16 protein-coding genes are annotated in these 16,777 nt (G+C 67.7%); 11 read left to right on the top strand and 5 right to left on the bottom strand.

Annotated features, from left to right (window positions below; translation table 11 throughout):
* Nucleotides 1-16: 16 nt before the first annotated feature.
* Nucleotides 17-1,186, top strand: coding sequence for a DUF418 domain-containing protein (locus ACIA49_RS13785; RefSeq protein WP_396377480.1), 1,170 nt, complete (start codon nt 17-19; stop codon nt 1,184-1,186).
* Here ACIA49_RS13785 and ACIA49_RS13790 read toward each other — a convergent pair.
* Nucleotides 1,135-1,794: a peptidoglycan recognition family protein gene (locus tag ACIA49_RS13790; RefSeq protein WP_396377481.1), complete on the bottom strand. Its 660-nt coding sequence runs from the start codon at nt 1,792-1,794 to the stop codon at nt 1,135-1,137. The genes ACIA49_RS13785 and ACIA49_RS13790 overlap by 52 nt on opposite strands.
* A gap of 57 nt (nt 1,795-1,851) precedes the next feature.
* Between ACIA49_RS13790 and ACIA49_RS13795 the strand changes: the two genes are divergently transcribed.
* Entirely contained in the window at nt 1,852-2,310 is a 459-nt protein-coding gene (locus ACIA49_RS13795; RefSeq protein ID WP_396377482.1) for a hypothetical protein, read from the top strand.
* Nucleotides 2,307-3,242, top strand: coding sequence for a hypothetical protein (locus ACIA49_RS13800; protein ID WP_396377483.1), 936 nt, complete (start codon nt 2,307-2,309; stop codon nt 3,240-3,242). The genes ACIA49_RS13795 and ACIA49_RS13800 overlap by 4 nt, the downstream gene beginning before the upstream one ends.
* Here ACIA49_RS13800 and ACIA49_RS13805 read toward each other — a convergent pair.
* Nucleotides 3,168-3,569, bottom strand: a complete 402-nt coding sequence (locus ACIA49_RS13805) for a hypothetical protein (RefSeq protein WP_396377843.1) — start codon at nt 3,567-3,569, stop codon at nt 3,168-3,170. The genes ACIA49_RS13800 and ACIA49_RS13805 overlap by 75 nt on opposite strands.
* Nucleotides 3,570-3,690: 121 nt before the next feature.
* Between ACIA49_RS13805 and glnA the strand changes: the two genes are divergently transcribed.
* The gene (glnA, locus tag ACIA49_RS13810) at nt 3,691-5,031 is read left to right on the top strand and encodes a type I glutamate--ammonia ligase (RefSeq protein WP_391548391.1); all 1,341 of its coding nucleotides are present in this window, start codon (nt 3,691-3,693) and stop codon (nt 5,029-5,031) included.
* A gap of 5 nt (nt 5,032-5,036) precedes the next feature.
* On the opposite strand, the gene ACIA49_RS13815 is transcribed toward glnA, so the two are convergent.
* Together ACIA49_RS13815 and ACIA49_RS13820 are read right to left on the bottom strand one after the other, a co-directional pair.
* Complete coding sequence (locus ACIA49_RS13815; RefSeq protein ID WP_396377484.1) at nt 5,037-5,609, bottom strand: peptidylprolyl isomerase; 573 nt, start codon at nt 5,607-5,609, stop codon at nt 5,037-5,039.
* A gap of 45 nt (nt 5,610-5,654) precedes the next feature.
* Nucleotides 5,655-6,122, bottom strand: coding sequence for a hypothetical protein (locus ACIA49_RS13820; protein WP_396377485.1), 468 nt, complete (start codon nt 6,120-6,122; stop codon nt 5,655-5,657).
* A gap of 241 nt (nt 6,123-6,363) precedes the next feature.
* Between ACIA49_RS13820 and ACIA49_RS13825 the strand changes: the two genes are divergently transcribed.
* The 4 genes from ACIA49_RS13825 to trmB all read left to right on the top strand — a co-directional run bounded on the left by ACIA49_RS13825 (nt 6,364) and on the right by trmB (nt 11,431).
* On the top strand, nt 6,364-9,345 hold the full coding sequence (locus ACIA49_RS13825) for a bifunctional [glutamine synthetase] adenylyltransferase/[glutamine synthetase]-adenylyl-L-tyrosine phosphorylase (RefSeq protein ID WP_396377486.1): 2,982 nt from the start codon (nt 6,364-6,366) through the stop codon (nt 9,343-9,345).
* A 592-nt stretch (nt 9,346-9,937) separates the two neighbouring features.
* Entirely contained in the window at nt 9,938-10,270 is a 333-nt protein-coding gene (locus tag ACIA49_RS13830; protein WP_396377487.1) for an ArsR/SmtB family transcription factor, read from the top strand.
* A complete protein-coding gene (locus ACIA49_RS13835; protein ID WP_396377488.1) occupies nt 10,270-10,716 on the top strand; it encodes an SRPBCC family protein in 447 nt (148 codons plus the stop codon). The genes ACIA49_RS13830 and ACIA49_RS13835 overlap by 1 nt, the downstream gene beginning before the upstream one ends.
* Nucleotides 10,717-10,726: 10 nt before the next feature.
* Nucleotides 10,727-11,431: a tRNA (guanosine(46)-N7)-methyltransferase TrmB gene (gene trmB / locus ACIA49_RS13840; protein ID WP_396377489.1), complete on the top strand. Its 705-nt coding sequence runs from the start codon at nt 10,727-10,729 to the stop codon at nt 11,429-11,431.
* Here trmB and ACIA49_RS13845 read toward each other — a convergent pair.
* A complete protein-coding gene (locus ACIA49_RS13845) occupies nt 11,412-13,967 on the bottom strand; it encodes a family 78 glycoside hydrolase catalytic domain (protein ID WP_396377490.1) in 2,556 nt (851 codons plus the stop codon). The two genes, trmB and ACIA49_RS13845, sit on opposite strands and share 20 nt — an antisense overlap.
* A gap of 94 nt (nt 13,968-14,061) precedes the next feature.
* Between ACIA49_RS13845 and ACIA49_RS13850 the strand changes: the two genes are divergently transcribed.
* The 3 genes from ACIA49_RS13850 to ACIA49_RS13860 all read left to right on the top strand — a co-directional run bounded on the left by ACIA49_RS13850 (nt 14,062) and on the right by ACIA49_RS13860 (nt 16,764).
* The gene (locus ACIA49_RS13850) at nt 14,062-15,453 is read left to right on the top strand and encodes a M1 family metallopeptidase (protein ID WP_396377492.1); all 1,392 of its coding nucleotides are present in this window, start codon (nt 14,062-14,064) and stop codon (nt 15,451-15,453) included.
* A 79-nt stretch (nt 15,454-15,532) separates the two neighbouring features.
* Nucleotides 15,533-15,619, top strand: coding sequence for a putative leader peptide (locus ACIA49_RS13855; protein ID WP_363818422.1), 87 nt, complete (start codon nt 15,533-15,535; stop codon nt 15,617-15,619).
* 92 nt (nt 15,620-15,711) lie between these two features.
* Nucleotides 15,712-16,764, top strand: a complete 1,053-nt coding sequence (locus tag ACIA49_RS13860) for an ABC transporter substrate-binding protein (RefSeq protein ID WP_396377493.1) — start codon at nt 15,712-15,714, stop codon at nt 16,762-16,764.
* Nucleotides 16,765-16,777: the final 13 nt, after the last annotated feature.

Consider the following 16,777-nt stretch of genomic DNA (forward strand, 5'->3'; position numbering starts at 1 on the left):
TCGGTTGAGTGGGCGTATGACGATGACGGGTGGGCCGACCGAGGTGGGGGAGCGGGCGCTGGGGCCGGATCTGGCGCGGGGGGTGATGCTGGCGTTCATCGCGCTGGCGAACTCGCACTACTTCGTGGCGGGGGCGCAGGGGTTCGCGGGGTTTCCGACCAGGTCGTCGGGGGTGGATCGCGCGGTGGGGATGGTGATCTCGACGTTGGTGGACGGGCGGGCGTTTCCGATGTTCGGGTTGTTGTTCGGGTACGGCGTGGCGCAGATCGTGCGGCGGCAGCGTCAGGCGGGGCGGGAGTGGTGGCCGATCCGGAAGCTGTTGTGGCGGCGGAGTTTGGTGTTGGTGGTGCTGGGGTTCGGGCACTGCATGTTGCTGTACGTCGGCGACATCCTCGCGGCGTACGGCGTTCTGCTCTTCCTGGGCGTGTGGGCGATCCGATGGAAGACCGGCTGGCTGTTCGGGGTGGCAGCCTTCGTGCTGGTGCTGACGGCCTTGCCGACGAGCACCGACCTGACGGACGGGACGGATCCGTCGATGCTGCCGCACAACCTGATCGAGCAGTTCAGCTCGCGGATCGTGGTGGAGCCGTGGATCGCGTTGCTGGGCTGGATCGGTTTCACGACGCCGTTCCTGATCGGTCTGTGGGCCGGCCGTCGACGCATCCTCGAGCGGCCGGCCGAACATCTCACGCTGCTCCGTACGACGGCCGCTGTCGGACTCCCGATCGCGATCATCGGCGCGCTGCCGGTCGCATTGGTTGTCGGCGGCATCATCACCAAACCGAGTGATCACGTCCTCAACGTCGTTGGTCCGCTGCATGATGCGACCGGCAACCTCGGCGGTTTCGGCTACGCCGCGCTGATCGTCCTGATCGCCCACCGAATCACCACCGGCCGCATCACCCAAGCCCTCGCGGCAGTCGGCCAACGCTCGCTGACGTGCTACCTCAGCCAGTCGGTCGTCTGGGCGATCGTCTTCACGCCCTACCTACTAGACCTCTCGGGCACTCTGACGACCGCCACAACGGCACTACTGGCCATCGCCACCTGGCTCGCGACCGTCCTGCTGGCCGACCGGATGCGCGAAGCCAACTACCGCGGACCGTTCGAGAAGCTGATCCGCTGGGTCACCTATCAACCCAGTACGGCGGCCACTCGATCCCGTAGTTCCGGCAGCCTGGCGTAGAAGACGTCACCCGGGCACTGGGTCGTGTTGTAGTCCCGGTGCCCGACGATCGCCACGTGCGGATCGAGACCGTACTTCGTGCACAGCCACGCACACGTCAGCACCGACATGTCGAACAGCGCCACCGGCACGTTCGCCGTCACGTAGATCCCTTCGTGCTCGATCCCGATCGTGTGGCTGTTGTGGTTGGCGGTCTGGGCACCGAGCACGTTCTGCCCGTTGTTGATCGACGACAGCGACTTGCTCCGGCCCTCCATCAGGAACCCGCCGCGGCTGATCGTCAGCTGTTGCCCGCTGTCGATCCAGCCGTTGGTGTCCATGTGCAGGTCCTGGATCCAGTGCGACACCTTGTACGCCGCCGCGAGCGAGTAGTCGGTGACATTGGGCGAGGCGGTGTGATGGATGACGATGTGGTCGGGCTTGGCGATCACCGAGGTCGCGGACTTCGGCGGCCGGGCCGACCATTCGGAGCGGGTGTAGCAGCGCGGGGCCGGGGCGCCGTACGCCGCGGTCGTGGGGAGCGCGAGCCCGCCGAGCAGGACCCCGGAGGCGGCAGCGCCGCGCAACAGGGTCCGCCGGGTGGGTTGGAAACTTTCGGGGGCGGTCATGTCTGAGAAAATCCCCTACTGAAGCCTCCGGCAAACCGTTCTGGTCTAATACGTCGGGTGACGGAAGGTGAGCTCAAGCTCGGGCGGGTCGGCAAGACGGTCCGGGTGGCGATCGCGGTGGTCGGCATCGTGTTGCTGGTCAACGGCTCGGCGCGGGCGTCCGACGACGCGTGGCCGTTCGGCCCGATGTCGCAGTACGCCGGAAGCGTCGCCGACGACGCCGCGGTGACCTTCACCCGGATCAGTGCCCGGACCGACGCCGGTACGACGGTCGACGTACCGCTGAACATCGAGGGCGCCGGCGTCGCGCGGGCCGAGATCGAGGCCCGGACCGGCGAGATCGAGAAGGACCCGTCGCTGCTGCAGCAGGTCGCGGACGGCTGGAAGAAGAAGCACCCCGGCCAGCCGCAGTACGTGAAGCTCGAGCTGATCCGCGACACCACCCAGTTGGTGAAGGGCCGGGTCGAAGGCCCGCCGACGCCTGAGGTGCTCGCGACCTGGCAGGTCCGCCGATGAGCGCCACCGAGGTGCAGCCGCTGACCAGCAGGATCGCCAACTGGTTCACCCCGAAGATCGCGCTGGCCCGGGTCGCCTGGCTGCGGACGGTCCTCTATCTCTTCGTCATCCTCGACATGCACGCGTTCGTCCGCGACACCCGCCTCAAAGGCGAGCATCCGGGCCTCTACCAACCGCTCCTGCTCGCCCGCATCTTCGACCTCCCCAAGCCGTCGGTCGCGAACACCACCACCTTGTACGTCGTTCTGATCGTGGCTTGCCTGGTCGGCGCGACGAACTGGTTCCCACGCGTCGCCGGCTGGATCGTCGCCCCGGCGTTCACCTGGTGGGTGCTGATCGGGATGAGCGACGGCAAGGTCGACCACGACCACCTCGCCCTCGTGATCGCCCTCTGGGTCCTTCCGACCGTGAAGTCCACGGTTCGCGGGCGAGCGTCGTACGGGGATCAGACGCGGTCCGAGGCGGCCGGGTGGGCTGTGCGTTGCGTGCAGATCTGCGTGATCGCGACGTACTTCCTGTCCTGGGTGGCGAAGGTGCGCAGCCCGGGATGGAAGTTCACCTGGCCGGGCAGCGCCGTCCTGACCTGGGCGATCGTCCGCCGGCCGCATCCGGTCGGGGAGTGGCTGCTGCACCACCCGTGGATGCTGCACGTGATGCAGTGGGTCGGGTTCATCGGGGAGTTCTTCTCGCCGGTGATCCTCTGGCTCAAAGGCCGGTGGCAGCTGCTCGGCGCGCTGTTCTTCCTCGGTTTCCACGTGGCGAACACGGCGATCCTGCTGATCCACTTCCTGCCGACCGTGGTCTGCTGGCTCGCCTTCGCCCCGCTGGAGCGGATCGTGCCGTGGTGGCGGAGTCGTTCAGGCCGCGAGACCCGCGAGGCCGAAGACCAGCCCGAAGGCAGCCGGCAGGCCGAGCAGCAGGCCGGCGCGTAGCCGGAACCGGCGACCACCGGGCCCGGGGGTCCGGACCACTCGGGACAGCACCGCACCGGCGTACCCGAAGACGAACGCGACCAGCAGGATCTGCTTCGTCGGCAGGTTGTCGGCGTCGTGATGCGTCAACCCGAGCGTGATCAGCCCGGGGAAGCAGAACGCGCACATCCCGAACCCGATCTCTGGCAGCGGCAGCCAGCGCCGCCCGAGCACGTCCCGCTCGGCCGGCCGGCGGTGCCGGATCGACTGCACGAACCGGGCCGTCGAGAGCAGCAGATCGCTCAGGCACAGGATACCTGCGATCACCAGCGCGACCCGGAATGTCATCTGCACGAAGACACGGTAGGGCCTGGCACGCATCGAAGAGCGGTCAGCACGTAACGTTCGCTTAACAGAGGCGGGGCACACTGTGTGAGGCCGCACAACCTGACGAGCGAGGTGGACCGTAATGGACAAGCAGCAGGAGTTCGTACTGCGCGCACTCGAGGAGCGCGACGTACGCTTCGTGCGGCTCTGGTTCACCGATGTGCTCGGGTTCCTGAAGTCGGTGGCGGTGGCGCCGGCCGAGCTGGAGGGCGCGTTCTCCGAGGGGATCGGGTTCGACGGGTCCGCGATCGAGGGCTTCGCCCGGGTGACCGAGGCGGACATGCTGGCCAAGCCGGACCCGTCGACGTTCCAGATCCTGCCGTGGCGCGGCGAGACCATGGGCACCGCGCGGATGTTCTGCGACATCAACATGCCGGACGGCTCCGCGTCGTTCGCCGACCCGCGGAACGTGCTGAAGCGCTCGCTGTCGAAGGCCGCCGACCTCGGCTTCACCTTCTACACGCACCCCGAGATCGAGTTCTACCTGTTCAAGTCCCTGGTCGGCTCACCCGGTACGACGCCGGAGCCGGTCGACTCGTCGGGGTACTTCGACCACACCCCGCAGGGGATCGGCAACGACTTCCGCCGCGAGGCGATCACGATGCTGGAGTCGATGGGCATCTCGGTCGAGTTCAGCCACCACGAGGGCGGCCCGGGTCAGCAGGAGATCGACCTGCGGTACGCCGACGCGCTGTCGACCGCGGACAACATCATGACGTTCCGCGTCGTGGTGAAGGAGGTCGCGCTGTCGCAGGGCATCTACGCCTCGTTCATGCCGAAGCCGCTGAGCGACCAGCCCGGCTCCGGGATGCACACCCACATGTCCCTGTTCGAGGGGGACCGGAACGCGTTCTTCGAGGGTGGTGCGCAGTACCAGCTCTCCAAGACCGGCCGCGCGTTCATCGCCGGCCTGCTGCACCACGCGGCCGAGATCACCGCGGTGACGAATCAGTGGGTGAACTCCTACAAGCGGCTCGCCGTCGGTGACGAAGCGCCGTCGTTCGTCTCCTGGGGTCACAACAACCGCTCCGCGCTGGTCCGCGTGCCGATGTACAAGCCGCACAAGGGTCAGTCGTCGCGGGTCGAGTTCCGCTCGCTGGACTCGGCGGCGAACCCGTACCTCGCCTTCGCGCTGATGCTCGCGGCCGGGCTGAAGGGCATCGAGGAGGGCTACGAGCTGCCGCGGGAGGTCGAGGAAGACGTCTGGTCGCTGACGCCGCGTGAGCGCAAGGCGCTGGGCATCAAGCCGCTGCCGGGCAGCCTCGCCGAGGCCATCAGCGCGATGGAGGACAGCGAGCTGGTCGCCGAGACCCTCGGCGAGCACGTCTTCGACTTCTTCCTGCGGAACAAGCGCGCCGAGTGGCAGGACTACCGCCGCCAGGTCACGCCGTTCGAGCTCAACAAGCTCCTGCCGGTTCTCTAAGGGTTCTAGCCGACCAGCACTTCGAGCACCTTGGCCCGAGGCTCGGCCGCGATCCGGTCGAGCAGGGTCAGGTTGTTGCTGACGACACCGATGATGGTGGAGCCGGCCGGTGCGCCGTGCACGCCGTGTACCAGGAAGAACGTGCTGCCGTTCCCGCCGCCTTCGTTGCTGAGGGCAACCACGCCGCGGCGGTAGTCCTCCTTGCCGCTCAGCTCGGGGGCGAACTGGTACCCGGGCCGCCCCGCGCCGCACTCGAGGATCGCCCGAGTACGGCGCGGGCACGGGGTCCCGTTGTAGTACCGCTGCAGCGCGAGGTGCGTGAAGCTGTGCACCGCACAGGGCGCATCCCGCCGGTCGAGCCGCAGTTCGAGCGTGCCGCGGTCGGTCTTCAGCGTCACCTTCACCGAGCCGAGCAACGGCGCCAGCGAGTACGGCGGCCGCACGGTGCCCGCGTCGGAGGTCCGGGTGTAGGTGCAGTTCTTGAACAGGGTCGGCGTCGCGTGCACGGTCCAGCTCTCGAGCACGAGAACCACAGCGGCTACCAGCAGGATGGCAACAATGCGTTTCCAGTGGCCCATGCCTCCGAAAATAACACTGAGTAGCAGCTGTGCAACAGAGTGTGGTTACAGGGAGTTGGCTGCCTTGAGCAGTTCGTCCGGGGCGGGCTCGGCCGTGAGAGGTTCGGTCGAGTCGTCGGACGCGTGCGTCGAGGTGAAGCGCGCCGTCGCCGTCGAGTGCCGGTACGGCGCCTCGATCGGAGCCGCGATCACGGGGACCGGCTCGGCCGGCTCGATCACCGGTGGGGGCGGGAACACCGGCGTACCGTCGTCCGCCAGCGCGTGCACCTCCTCCACCGTGAGGAATGCGACCGGCCGGACCCCTTCGGTGATCACCACCAGACAGCCGGGGATCACCTGCTGAGCCCGATTCCCTTGTCCAGGAACGAGAATTCCCTCGATCGGCGTCCGCCAGGCGCCCGGCGCGAAACGGCGCAGGCAGACCCCGGCCTGGCCGTCCTCCGCGGTCCGCGGCGGCAGGTACGCCGTACCGGTGTAGTCGTAGTCGTAGTCCGGCTCGGGAGGCCCGGACACTCGCCCACCCTGCTGGGGCGTCAACCAGACCACCGTGCCCCGAACAGCGAGCGACCCCGTCATCATGACCATGAAGACTCATCATGCCGACTACAGCCTGAATACGCCAGGCAACTCCGAGTGTTTATTGCAATCCCCTTCAGACCTCGCCGCAACCTGCTCGCGACTCTGCCGAGATTCTGTCAGCAGACGCGGCCGACCGACGTGTAGCGGCACGCTGTGGACTGGGTAACGTGGCGTCGTGGCTGAGGCGCGCGGGTCCGGAGAAGGACGACTGGTTCGGCTGGGGTTCGGCGATCCGCAGCGCGCGGCGCAGTTGCTGCAGCAGCTCGATGCCCTCCATCCGCACGGCCCGATCGCGACCGAGCCGCTGATCACGACGCTGTCGGAGTCGGCCGATCCCGATCTCGCGCTGCTCAGTCTGCTCGGCATGGTCGAGGCACTCGACCGGCACCAGTACGACGTGGGCGCGTTCGCTCGCACACTCGAGATGGACAGTGACTTCCGCCGCCGGCTGATCTTCGTGCTCGGCGCGAGCGAGGCCTTCGGCCGGCACCTCAGCGTCCATCCGCGGCACTGGTACGACCTGGCCGATCCGAAGCTGACCGGCTCCCGGCCGTCGATCGAGGACGTCGCGGCGAAGCTCGCCTCGGCGGTGGATGCGGAGAAGCCCGTCGATGCGCTGCGCGTCGAGTACCGCCGGTTGCTGCTCCGGCTGGCTGCCCGCGATCTGGCCGAGGGACTGCTCGTCGACGAGACTGCCGCCGTACTGGCTGATCTTGCCGGGGGAGCGCTGGAGACTGCGTTGCGGATTGCGCGGAACAACTACTTCGCTGCTCACCCCGATGCGGCCGACTGCCGGCTCGCGATCATTGCCATGGGCAAGTGTGGTGGCCGGGAACTCAACTATGTCAGTGATGTCGACGTACTCTTTGTCGCCGAACCACTCGACGGCGAACCCGAGTTGCCCGCGCTGAAGACCGCGTCTCAACTGGCCGGGGCCGCGATGCGCATCTGCTCCGATCACACCGGCGAGGGCACCCTCTGGCCGGTCGATGCGGCGCTGCGGCCGGAGGGTAAGTCCGGGCCGCTCGTGCGTACACTCGAGAGCCACCTGGCCTATTACCAGCGCTGGGCGAAGACGTGGGAGTTCCAGGCGCTGCTCAAGGCGCGGCCGGTCGCCGGAGATGTTGACCTCGGCAACGAATACGTCGAGCGAATCGGCAAGCTGGTCTGGTCCGCGGCTGATCGTGAAGGCTTCGTTGGTGACGTGCAGGCGATGCGCCGCCGGGTGATCGACCACATCCCGGCGGCCGATGTCGATCGGCAGCTGAAGCTCGGGCCCGGGGGACTGCGTGATGTCGAGTTCGCCGTACAGCTGCTGCAGCTTGTGCACGGGCGGAGTGATGAGGCGGTACGCAGCGGTACGACGCTGATCGCGCTGGAGTCACTCACCACGAGCGGGTATGTCGGTCGCACCGATGGCGCCGTACTGGCTGATGCTTATCGCTTCCTGCGCTCGATGGAGCACCGCATCCAGCTGTACCGGTTGCGCCGTACCCATCAGGTCCCTGAGGACGAGGCTGACCTGCGGCGGTTGGGTCGGTCGCTCGGCTTCACGAAGAATCCGGTCGCCGACCTGACGACGGCGTGGAAGAAGCACGCGCTCGAAGTACGGCGGTTGCACGAGAAGCTGTTCTATCGGCCGCTGCTCGCGGCGGTCGCGCGAATCCCTGGTGGCGAGGTCCGGCTGACTCCGGAGGCGGCTCGGCAGCGGCTGACTGCACTCGGGTACGCCGATCCGGCGTCGGCGCTGCGGCATATCGAGGCGCTGTCCGAAGGGGTGTCGCGGCGGTCGTCGATCCAGAAGGCGTTGTTGCCGGCGATGCTCGGCTGGTTCGCGGAGTCGCCGGATCCGGATGCCGGCCTGCTCGCGTTCCGGACCATCTCGGACAGCCTCGGCTCGACCCCGTGGTACCTGCGCCAGTTGCGTGATGAGGGCGCGTCGGCTGAGCGCCTCGCGCACCTGCTCGCCAGTGGCCGGTACGCCGTTGATCTGTTGCAGCGTGCTCCGGAAGCGACCGCGATGTTGGCCGATGAGCGCGAGCTCGTCCCGCGTACGCCGGAAGGGTTGCTGACCGAGATGTCGGCGGCCGCTGGTCGTCAGGACCAACCCGAGGGTGGGGTGGCCGCGATTCGCGCGGTCCGGCGGCGCGAGCTGTTCCGGGTTGCCGCCGCGGATCTGTCCGGTCTGCTTGATGTGGAGGCGGTCGGCAACGCACTGACCGGGATCTCGATCGGCACGCTGACCACTGCGCTCGAGGTCGCTCGGAAGGCCGTCGCCAAGGGACAGCCGGAGCCGACGCGGATGGCGATTGTCGCGATGGGGCGCTTCGGCGGGCACGAGCTCGGGTACGGCAGCGACGCCGACGTGATGTTCGTCCACGACCCGCTGCCCGGCGCCTCGGAGAAGGCCGCGACCGACTTCGCCACCCAGGCCGCCACCGAACTCCGTCGCCTGCTTGCTTTGCCGGGTGCCGACCCTGCGGTCGCTATCGACGCGGACCTGCGGCCCGAGGGTCGCCAGGGACCACTTGTCCGCACGCTGGCGTCGTACGCGTCCTACTACGCCCGCTGGTCGGCAGTCTGGGAAGCCCAAGCCCTGCTGCGCGCCGACCCCCTCTGCGGCGACGACGAACTCTGTACGGCGTTCCGCGCGCTGATCGACCCGCTGCGCTACCCGGCCGACGGCATCAACGAGCGCGACGTGATGGAGATCCGCCGGATCAAAGCCCGCGTCGACGCCGAACGCCTCCCGCGCGGAGCGAACCGCAGTACCCACACCAAACTCGGCCGCGGCGGCCTGGCCGACATCGAGTGGACCGTCCAGCTCCTCCAGCTCCGCGAGGCCCACCGCATCCCCGGCCTGCGCACCACCCGCACCCTCGCCGCCCTCCGCGCCGGCGTCGAAGCCAACCTCGTCGACCCCACCCAGGCCGAGACCCTCGAGATCGCCTGGGAGTTCGCCTCCCGCATCCGCAACGCGATCATGCTCGTCCGCGCCCGCCCCGGCGACTCCCTCCCCACCGACCCCCGCGACCTCGCCGCCGTAGCCCAGATCTGCGGCTACCCACCCGGCGAGTCCAGCCGCTTCTCCGACGACTACCTCCGCATCACCCGCCGAGCCCACAACACCGTCGCCCACCTCTTCTGGGACGACTAACCCCACCACCCACCCACCCCGCCCAGCACCCAGAGCAGCCAACCCTCCACCCGAGCAGGCAACCCTCCACCCGAGCAGCCAACCCTCGAGCTGAGCGGCCAACCCTCCACCCGAGCAGCCAACCCTCGAGCTGAGCGGCCAACCCTCCACCCGAGCAAGCAACCCTCCACCCGCGCGTGCAACCCTCCACCCGCGCGTGCAACCCTCCAGCTCCGCGGCCAACCCTCCAGCTCGGGGGATGCCCGTCGAGTTGGACGGTTGCCCGAAGGAAATCTGGCTGGGCCACCCTCCAAGTGAGTGGGCAACCCCCTGTTCGACCGGGCAACCCCTCGGCTGAGGGGATGCCCGTCGAGCTGGAGGGTTGCCCCAAGGAAATCTTGAGGGGCAACCCTCCAGGTGGAGGGATATCCCCTCGGCTGGAGGGTTCGCCGGGCCGGGGCCGGGCGGGGCCGGGCGGGGCGGAAGTGGTGGGGTGGTGGGACTTTGTGTGCGGGTCAGCTGTGGTGGGGGCGCTGAGGTGGTTGAGGGGTGCTTGAGGTGGTGGGTGGGGGTGGTGTTGACGGGCAACCTTTTGGTTGCCTATGGTGGGGGCGTGGAGTTGGTGTTCAGGGCGTTGGCGGACGGGGGGCGCCGGGCGTTGCTGGACGGGTTGCGGGAGCGGAACGGGCAGACGCTGCTGGAGTTGTGCGAGTTGCTTCCCGAGTTGAGTCGGCAGGGTGTGACGAAGCATCTGCGGATTCTCGAGGACGCGAATCTGGTGGTGACCGTGAAGCAGGGCCGGAACAAGCTCCACTACCTGAACCCGGTGCCGATCAACGAGATCGCCGAGCGCTGGCTGAGCAACTACGAGCGCGACAAGTTGACCGCGCTGAGTGCGCTCAAGGCCGCGCTGGAGAACCGTGCCGATGACAACAAGGAGAAGTGATGGGCAAGGCTGCGATGATTCACGTCACCTACATCGAGACCACGCCGCAGAAGCTGTGGGCGGCGCTCACCGAGGGTGAGTTCACCAAGCTGTACTGGTTCGGCCGGCGGATCGAGTCCGACTGGTCGGTTGGAGCGCGCGTCGCGTTCTACGACAGCGCGGACGACAGCCTGACCGACTCCGGCGAGGTGCTCGTGTACGACGAGCCGAAGACACTCGCCTACACCTTCAGGAACGAGTATCTCCAGGAGCACGCGGATCGCCCGGTCGGCCGGGTCACGTTCACGATCGAACCGGCCGGTCCGGCCGTGGTGAAACTGCAGGTCGTGCACGACGAGATCGAGGCCGACGAGGTCGAGGGCTGGCGGAACGGCTGGGGCCCGATCCTGGCCAACCTCAAGACGTTCCTGGAGACCGGCCGCACCCTGGCCATCCAGCTCTCGTAAACTGGGGCTGGTGGAGACGACAGCTCGGAAGCAGCGGCGGGGTGTGCTGAGCACCACGCAGCGTGGGGTGCGGATGACGGCCGGGCAGCGCCGTGCCTGGGATGCGCACTGGTCCGAGCTGGGGTCGAAGCTGGAGGATCTGGCCGCCGGGCCGACGGATCTGGCGGCGTGGTTCGGTCGCGAGGCGCCGACCGTGCTGGAGATCGGCTCGGGGATGGGCGAGGGGACCGCGCAGCTCGCGGTCGCGGCGCCGGAGGTGAACCACATCGCGGCCGAGGTGTACACGGCCGGTCTCGGCCAGCTGATGATGCTGGCCGAGAAGTACGACCTGGAGAACCTCCGGCTGTTGCAGGGCGACGCGATCGCGTTCCTGACCGATCACGTCGTCCCCGAGGGGCTGGACGGCGTCCGGATCTACTTCCCGGACCCGTGGCCGAAGAAGAAGCACCACAAGCGGCGGTTGGTCGCGCCGGGGTTCATCGCGCTCGTCGCCTCGCGGTTGCGCCCGGGCGGCACGTTGCACCTGGCAACGGACTGGGCGCATTACGCCGACCAGATGCTGGCCGTTTGCGATGCCGAGCCGACCCTGCGGAACCAGTACGACGGTTGGGCCCCGCGACCCGAATGGCGACCGGTCACCAAGTTCGAGTCGCGGGCACAGGCGGAAGGGCGCGAGGTGCGCGACCTGATCTACGTCAAGCGGTCCGGCTCGTGAAGCTCCAGATCCCGGCACCCACCGTGTAGATCGTGAACCCGTCCTCGTAGGCCGGCTCGCCCGCAGAAGACTGCGGTACGGCGGAAACGTCGCCGGCGGATTCCGACGGGACGTGCACCGACGCCGTCATCCCGACCGGCACGTGCACGTCCAAGGTGAACACCCGGCTCATCCGGCGCCACGCCACCGTCACCCGCCCACGGATCGTCTCGGTCCGGATGCTCGCCGAGGTGGTTTCACCGCGGGCATCAGGTCGCACCACGATCCGTTCCCAGCCCGAGCCCACGTTCCGCAGACCGGCGACGTTCTCCAGGAGCCACTGCACGACCGTGCCCTGGAAGTAGTGGTTGCGGGATCGCGAGTTCGCCTCCCACATCTCCCACATCGTGTCCGCGCCGAGGTCGAACCAGTAGCCCCAGCTGGGATAACTCCGCTGCAGCGCGACTTTGGTTGCCGCGTCGCCATATCCGTACGACGTCAGCACGGGCAGCAGCAGGCCGACCCCGAGACACCCCGTGTTGAGGTGGAACCCGCGCGCCTCGACATCCGCCGCGAGGTTGGCCGCGACGCGCTTGGTCAACTCCTCAGGAACGATGCCGAAGGCAAGCGGTACGACGTTCGATGTCTGCCGGTAGTCGGGATCATCAGCACTCCGGTAGCCCCCCGCCTCCCGGTCCAGGAAGGCCTGGTTCAACCCATCGGCCAGTTCAGCCGCTGCCTTCCGGTACTCGTGGGACTCGCCGATGAGATCGCCGATCTCCGCGGTCACGAGCAGCGCGCGGTACAGGTACGCCGTACCGGTCAGCCGGCGATCCTCCGGGGCCGGGCCGTCGCCGTACCCGGGTGGGAGCCAGTCGCCGAGCACACTGACGGACAGTCCATCGGAAACGCGGTCGAGTTCCCACGCGAGGTAGCGGGTCAGGGAGTCCCAGTGATCACGCAGCAACCGCTCATCGCCGTACGCGCGATGCAGTTCGTGCAGCAGGACCGGGTAGACGGTCGGCCACTCGGTCGCGGGGGAGAGTTCGGTGAAACCCCAGCCGTTGGTCGGGACGATCACCGGCAGCTGCCCGGATTCGGCCTGGCTGTCGCGGATATCGCCCAGCCACTTGGTGAAGAACCGCGCCAGATCCAGCGTCGCCAGCATCGTCGGCGCACCGACCTGGGCGTCACCAGTCCAGCCGTTCTTCTCGTAGAACGGTGTGTCGGTGGGGATGCCGTGCAGATTGCTCAGCACGGTACGACGCATCGCCTGCTCGAGTTGTTCGTACGCCGGTTCGGTCGACTCGAAGGTAGTGACCGAACGGACGTCGGAGTGGACGACCCGCAGCTGAACATCGGGCTTCGACGGGCTCTCGATCTGGACGTAGCGGAAACCCTTGTAGGAGAAGCGTGGTTCCCACTCCTCGAAACCGTTGCCGGCCGCAAGGTATTCGTCGCGCTGGATCCGGTCACCCTCGACATGTCCGTTGACCGCGACCACGTTGCTGTCGGCAACCGTTTCGCCGTACGTCAGGCTGATGGTGGTCCCGGCCGGCGCGGTGACGCCGAGCCGCACCCAGCCGGCCGTCGTCCGGCCGAAGTCCGCGATCCAGACGCCGGGTCGGACCTCGTCCAGCGCGACCGCGTTCACCGCGTCGATCACCCGGATCGGCTCGTGCTCCTGCGCCCGCAGCCGACCGGCCGGCGCCTCAACCACCGTCGCCGCAGTCCACGACGAATCGTCGAAACCGGCCGTGTCCCAGCCGGGGAGTGCGCGGCGCGCGTCGTACGTCTCACCCGTATAGAGCGAGTCCGAGAGAGTCGGACCGCCCGTGATCCGCCACGACGGGTCGGTGACCACCTCGGCGACGCGGCCGTCGTCGTACTCGATGACGAGGCGCGCGATCAACCGCGGCTCAGCCGTCCACGGCGCGGTGTGCCAGCGCCACACATTGGGTGTGTTCATCCCGAAGAACCCGCGGCCGAGCTCAGCACCCACCGCGTTCTCGCCGGTCTGCAGCAACGAGGTCACATCGTGGGTCACGTAGAGAACGGTGCGGCCGTAGTCGGTGAACCCCGGATCCAGTACGGCGTCCGTCACCGCCTGACCGTTCACCCGCAGATCGGCGTACCCGAGGCCGCTCGCATACAACCGCGCGCTCCGGACAACGCCGTCCACGCTGAAGGAACGTCGCAGCAGGGGAGCGCTGTCAACGTCCCCGCCGATCCACTGCGCGTCGCTGAAGCCCTCACCGAGCAGCCCGGTCTCGAACCATTCCTCCGCAGCCCACTCGGTTTCGTGGTCCTCGCCGTCCCACACGCGAACACTCCACGAATACCGCGTCCGCGGCTCGAGCGCAGGACCGTCGTACTCGATGCCGAAGCATCGGGAGGAGCTCACCTTGCCGGAGTTCCAGGAACCGACCCGCACCTGGTACGCCGTCTGGACCGCGCCGTACCCGGGAGCCTCGACGATCCAGCTGAACCGGGGTCGGTCGCTATCGGTCCCGAGCGGGCGAACGGCGTACTCGACCTTCAAAGACCGGACCAGCATCGGTGGCGGCTCCTCAGCAAAAAGTCTACGGGGACGATATGCCCTCCCTGATTACCTGCTGGATGACCCATCAGCAAGTGTGAAAGGAGCGCAGATGAAGAAGCTTGGTCTCACTGCCCTGTGCGGGGTGATGCTGTTCACGTCCTCGACCACGGCACACGCGACGGAACGACTGCTCCCCGGACTGGGGAACACCGGGTACGACGTGCAGTCGTACGCGGTCGCCTACGACTACTACCCCGGCAAGACGCAGATGCCCGCCTCGGTGGACATCACGGCCCGCGCGGAGCAGACGCTGTCCAGCTTCACCCTTGACGCGGTGGCGCGGCAAGTGAAGTCGGTGACCGTTAACGGACTCGCCGCCGACCAGCAACTGGACAACGCGAAGGAGAAACTGACCGTCCGCCCGCGGATCCCGTTGCTGCCCGGGCTGCCGTTCCAGGTGCGGATCACGTTCGTCGCGGACCGCTCGCTCGAACCGAGGTCGCCGTCCTTCCCGGAGCAGGACAACTTCGATCACTGGACGGACTGGAACGGTGGCTTCGAACTGATGGGCCAACCCAACCGGTCGCATCTGTTCTTCCCGATGAACGACCTTCCGAGCGACAAGGCCCGGGTCAGTTTCCGGGTGAGCGTGCCGAAGGGCTACCAAGCCGTCGCCAACGGAACGCTGCGCTCGGAACGCACCAAGGGCGCCCGTACGACGTATGTCTTCGGCACCCGGGATCCCATTCCGACCCATGTCGCGCAACTCGCGGTCGGGCACCTGACCGAGTTCAAGGGGACGGGGCCGCACGGACTGCCACTGCGCAGCTTCATCGACAGTTCGAAGGCCAAGCAGGCCGGCCCGCGGATGGCACTCGTCCCGGGACAGCTGAAATGGGTGGAGCAGGCGATCGGAGCGCCGTACCCGTTCGAGACGTACGGCGTCCTCGGCGTCGGCGGTGTCACCGGCTATGCGCTGGAGAGCGCGACGTTGTCGATGTTCAACGCGGACTACCTCACGGCACCGCCGAGCGACGGTGACGGCACGATGATCCACGAGCTGGTGCACCAGTACTTCGGAAACGCGGTGTCGGTGAAGAGCTGGGACGACATGTGGCTGAGTGAGGGGCACGCGGCGTACTACACCGGCCTGTACCAGGACTCGAAGGGGCAGCGGAAGCTCGTCGACTTCATGCGCGACGCGTGGCAGTTCGAGTCCGGGGAGCGACCGAAGTACGGGCCGCCTGGGCGCGTGACGGATCTGAACGGCATCCTGTTCGGGACCAACCCGGGTGGCGCGGTCACGCTCTACGCGCTGCGGCAGAAGCTCGGGGTGCAGACCTTTCAAACGATCGAGAAGACCTTCTTCGAGCGGTACCGGAACAAGGCCGCATCCACCCAGGACTACATCGACGTCGTCAACGAGGTCTCCGGTCAGGAGCTGAAGTCGTACGTCAAGGCCTGGATCTACGGAGCGAAGACTCCGCCGTTCCCGGGCTAATCTGTCTCACTTCGTGATTTGTCGTCTCAGATCGCGAAATACGAGGCTGTTGATGGACTTTGTCCGCTTTCATGGACTCATGCAGGTCACCGCCAACCGGCCCGCCGACGCGCTCACGCGCCGTCGGCATGTCGACCTGCTCCGAGTCGCCTCCGCAACCTGTTGACCTTCAGCGTCGCACTCAGCCCGTTGTGAACTCTCGCTGATCCACGCTCGCCCGTGGCCCTCGCGGTCACCCGCATCCACTGAAGGTCTCCTGTGCGTATTTCTCGTGTGCTCGTCGTCGCCCTGTCCCTGGCAGTCGCGGCCGCCGGCTGCAGCCGGGCCGAGGGGAACGACTCCCCGGCCCCTGCGGCGGGCAAGGGTCCGGCCACCGAGCTCCGGCTCGGCTACTTCCCGAACGTCACCCACGCCGCCGCGCTGATCGGCCTCGACCAGGGCCTGTTCACCAAGGACCTCGGCAGCACCAAGCTGGTGCCGACCAAGTTCAACGCCGGCCCCGAGGCGGTCGGCGCACTGCTCGGCGGCTCGCTGGACGCGAGCTTCATCGGCTCCGGCCCGGCCATCAACGCCTACGCCAAGTCCAACGGTGAAGCCGTCCGCCTGATCGCCGGTACGACGTCCGGCGGCGCGCAGCTCGTGGTGAAGCCGACCATCACCAAGCCGGAGGACCTCGTCGGCAAGACCGTGGTGACCCCGCAGCTCGGCAACACCCAGGACGTATCGCTGAAGAAGTGGCTGGCCGACAAGGGCCTGACCGGCAAGGTCAAGGTCACCAACCTGGAGAACGCGCAGACGCTGGACGCGTTCAAGGAGGGCAAGGTCGACGCCGCCTGGTTGCCCGAGCCCTGGTCGTCGCGGCTCGTCCTCGACGCCGGCGCGAAGGTCCTGCTCGACGAGAAGACCCTGTGGCCGGACGGCAAGTTCCCGACCACCGTGCTGATCGTGCGCACGCAGTTCCTGCAGGAGCACCCGGAGACGGTGAAGGCCCTGCTCAGCGGACTGGTCGCGTCGATCGACTTCGCGAACAAGGACCAGGCCGCCGCGAAGACCGCGGTGAACAAGCAGCTGAAGGAAGCCACCGGCAAGGACCTCAAGCCGGCCGTGATCGACCGCGCCTTCAGCAACATCGAGATCACCGCCGACCCGCTCGCCGCGACCTTCCCGCAGCTGGCGAAGGACCAGGTCACCGCCGCGATCGCCAAGGAGGCCCCGAAGGTCGCCGGTTTCGCCGACCTCGGCCCGCTGAACGACGTACTGACCACAGCAGGGAAGCCGACGGTCGACGCCGCCGGTCTCGACACCAAGTAGTTCTAGCCAACTA

Source organism: Kribbella sp. NPDC051587 (assembly GCF_044453945.1).
In the GTDB taxonomy this organism is placed as follows: Bacteria; Actinomycetota; Actinomycetes; order Propionibacteriales; family Kribbellaceae; genus Kribbella.

Coding starts and splice junctions, on each gene's coding strand:
- ACIA49_RS13800 (WP_396377483.1), top strand. CDS start 2,307: ATGAGCGCCACCGAGGTGCAGCCGCTGACCAGCAGGATCGCCAACTGG.
- ACIA49_RS13785 (WP_396377480.1), top strand. CDS start 17: ATGACGATGACGGGTGGGCCGACCGAGGTGGGGGAGCGGGCGCTGGGG.
- ACIA49_RS13815 (WP_396377484.1), bottom strand. CDS start 5,609: ATGGGCCACTGGAAACGCATTGTTGCCATCCTGCTGGTAGCCGCTGTG.
- ACIA49_RS13845 (WP_396377490.1), bottom strand. CDS start 13,967: ATGCTGGTCCGGTCTTTGAAGGTCGAGTACGCCGTTCGCCCGCTCGGG.
- ACIA49_RS13850 (WP_396377492.1), top strand. CDS start 14,062: ATGAAGAAGCTTGGTCTCACTGCCCTGTGCGGGGTGATGCTGTTCACG.
- ACIA49_RS13790 (WP_396377481.1), bottom strand. CDS start 1,794: ATGACCGCCCCCGAAAGTTTCCAACCCACCCGGCGGACCCTGTTGCGC.
- ACIA49_RS13805 (WP_396377843.1), bottom strand. CDS start 3,569: ATGACATTCCGGGTCGCGCTGGTGATCGCAGGTATCCTGTGCCTGAGC.
- glnA (WP_391548391.1), top strand. CDS start 3,691: ATGGACAAGCAGCAGGAGTTCGTACTGCGCGCACTCGAGGAGCGCGAC.
- ACIA49_RS13835 (WP_396377488.1), top strand. CDS start 10,270: ATGGGCAAGGCTGCGATGATTCACGTCACCTACATCGAGACCACGCCG.
- ACIA49_RS13855 (WP_363818422.1), top strand. CDS start 15,533: ATGCAGGTCACCGCCAACCGGCCCGCCGACGCGCTCACGCGCCGTCGG.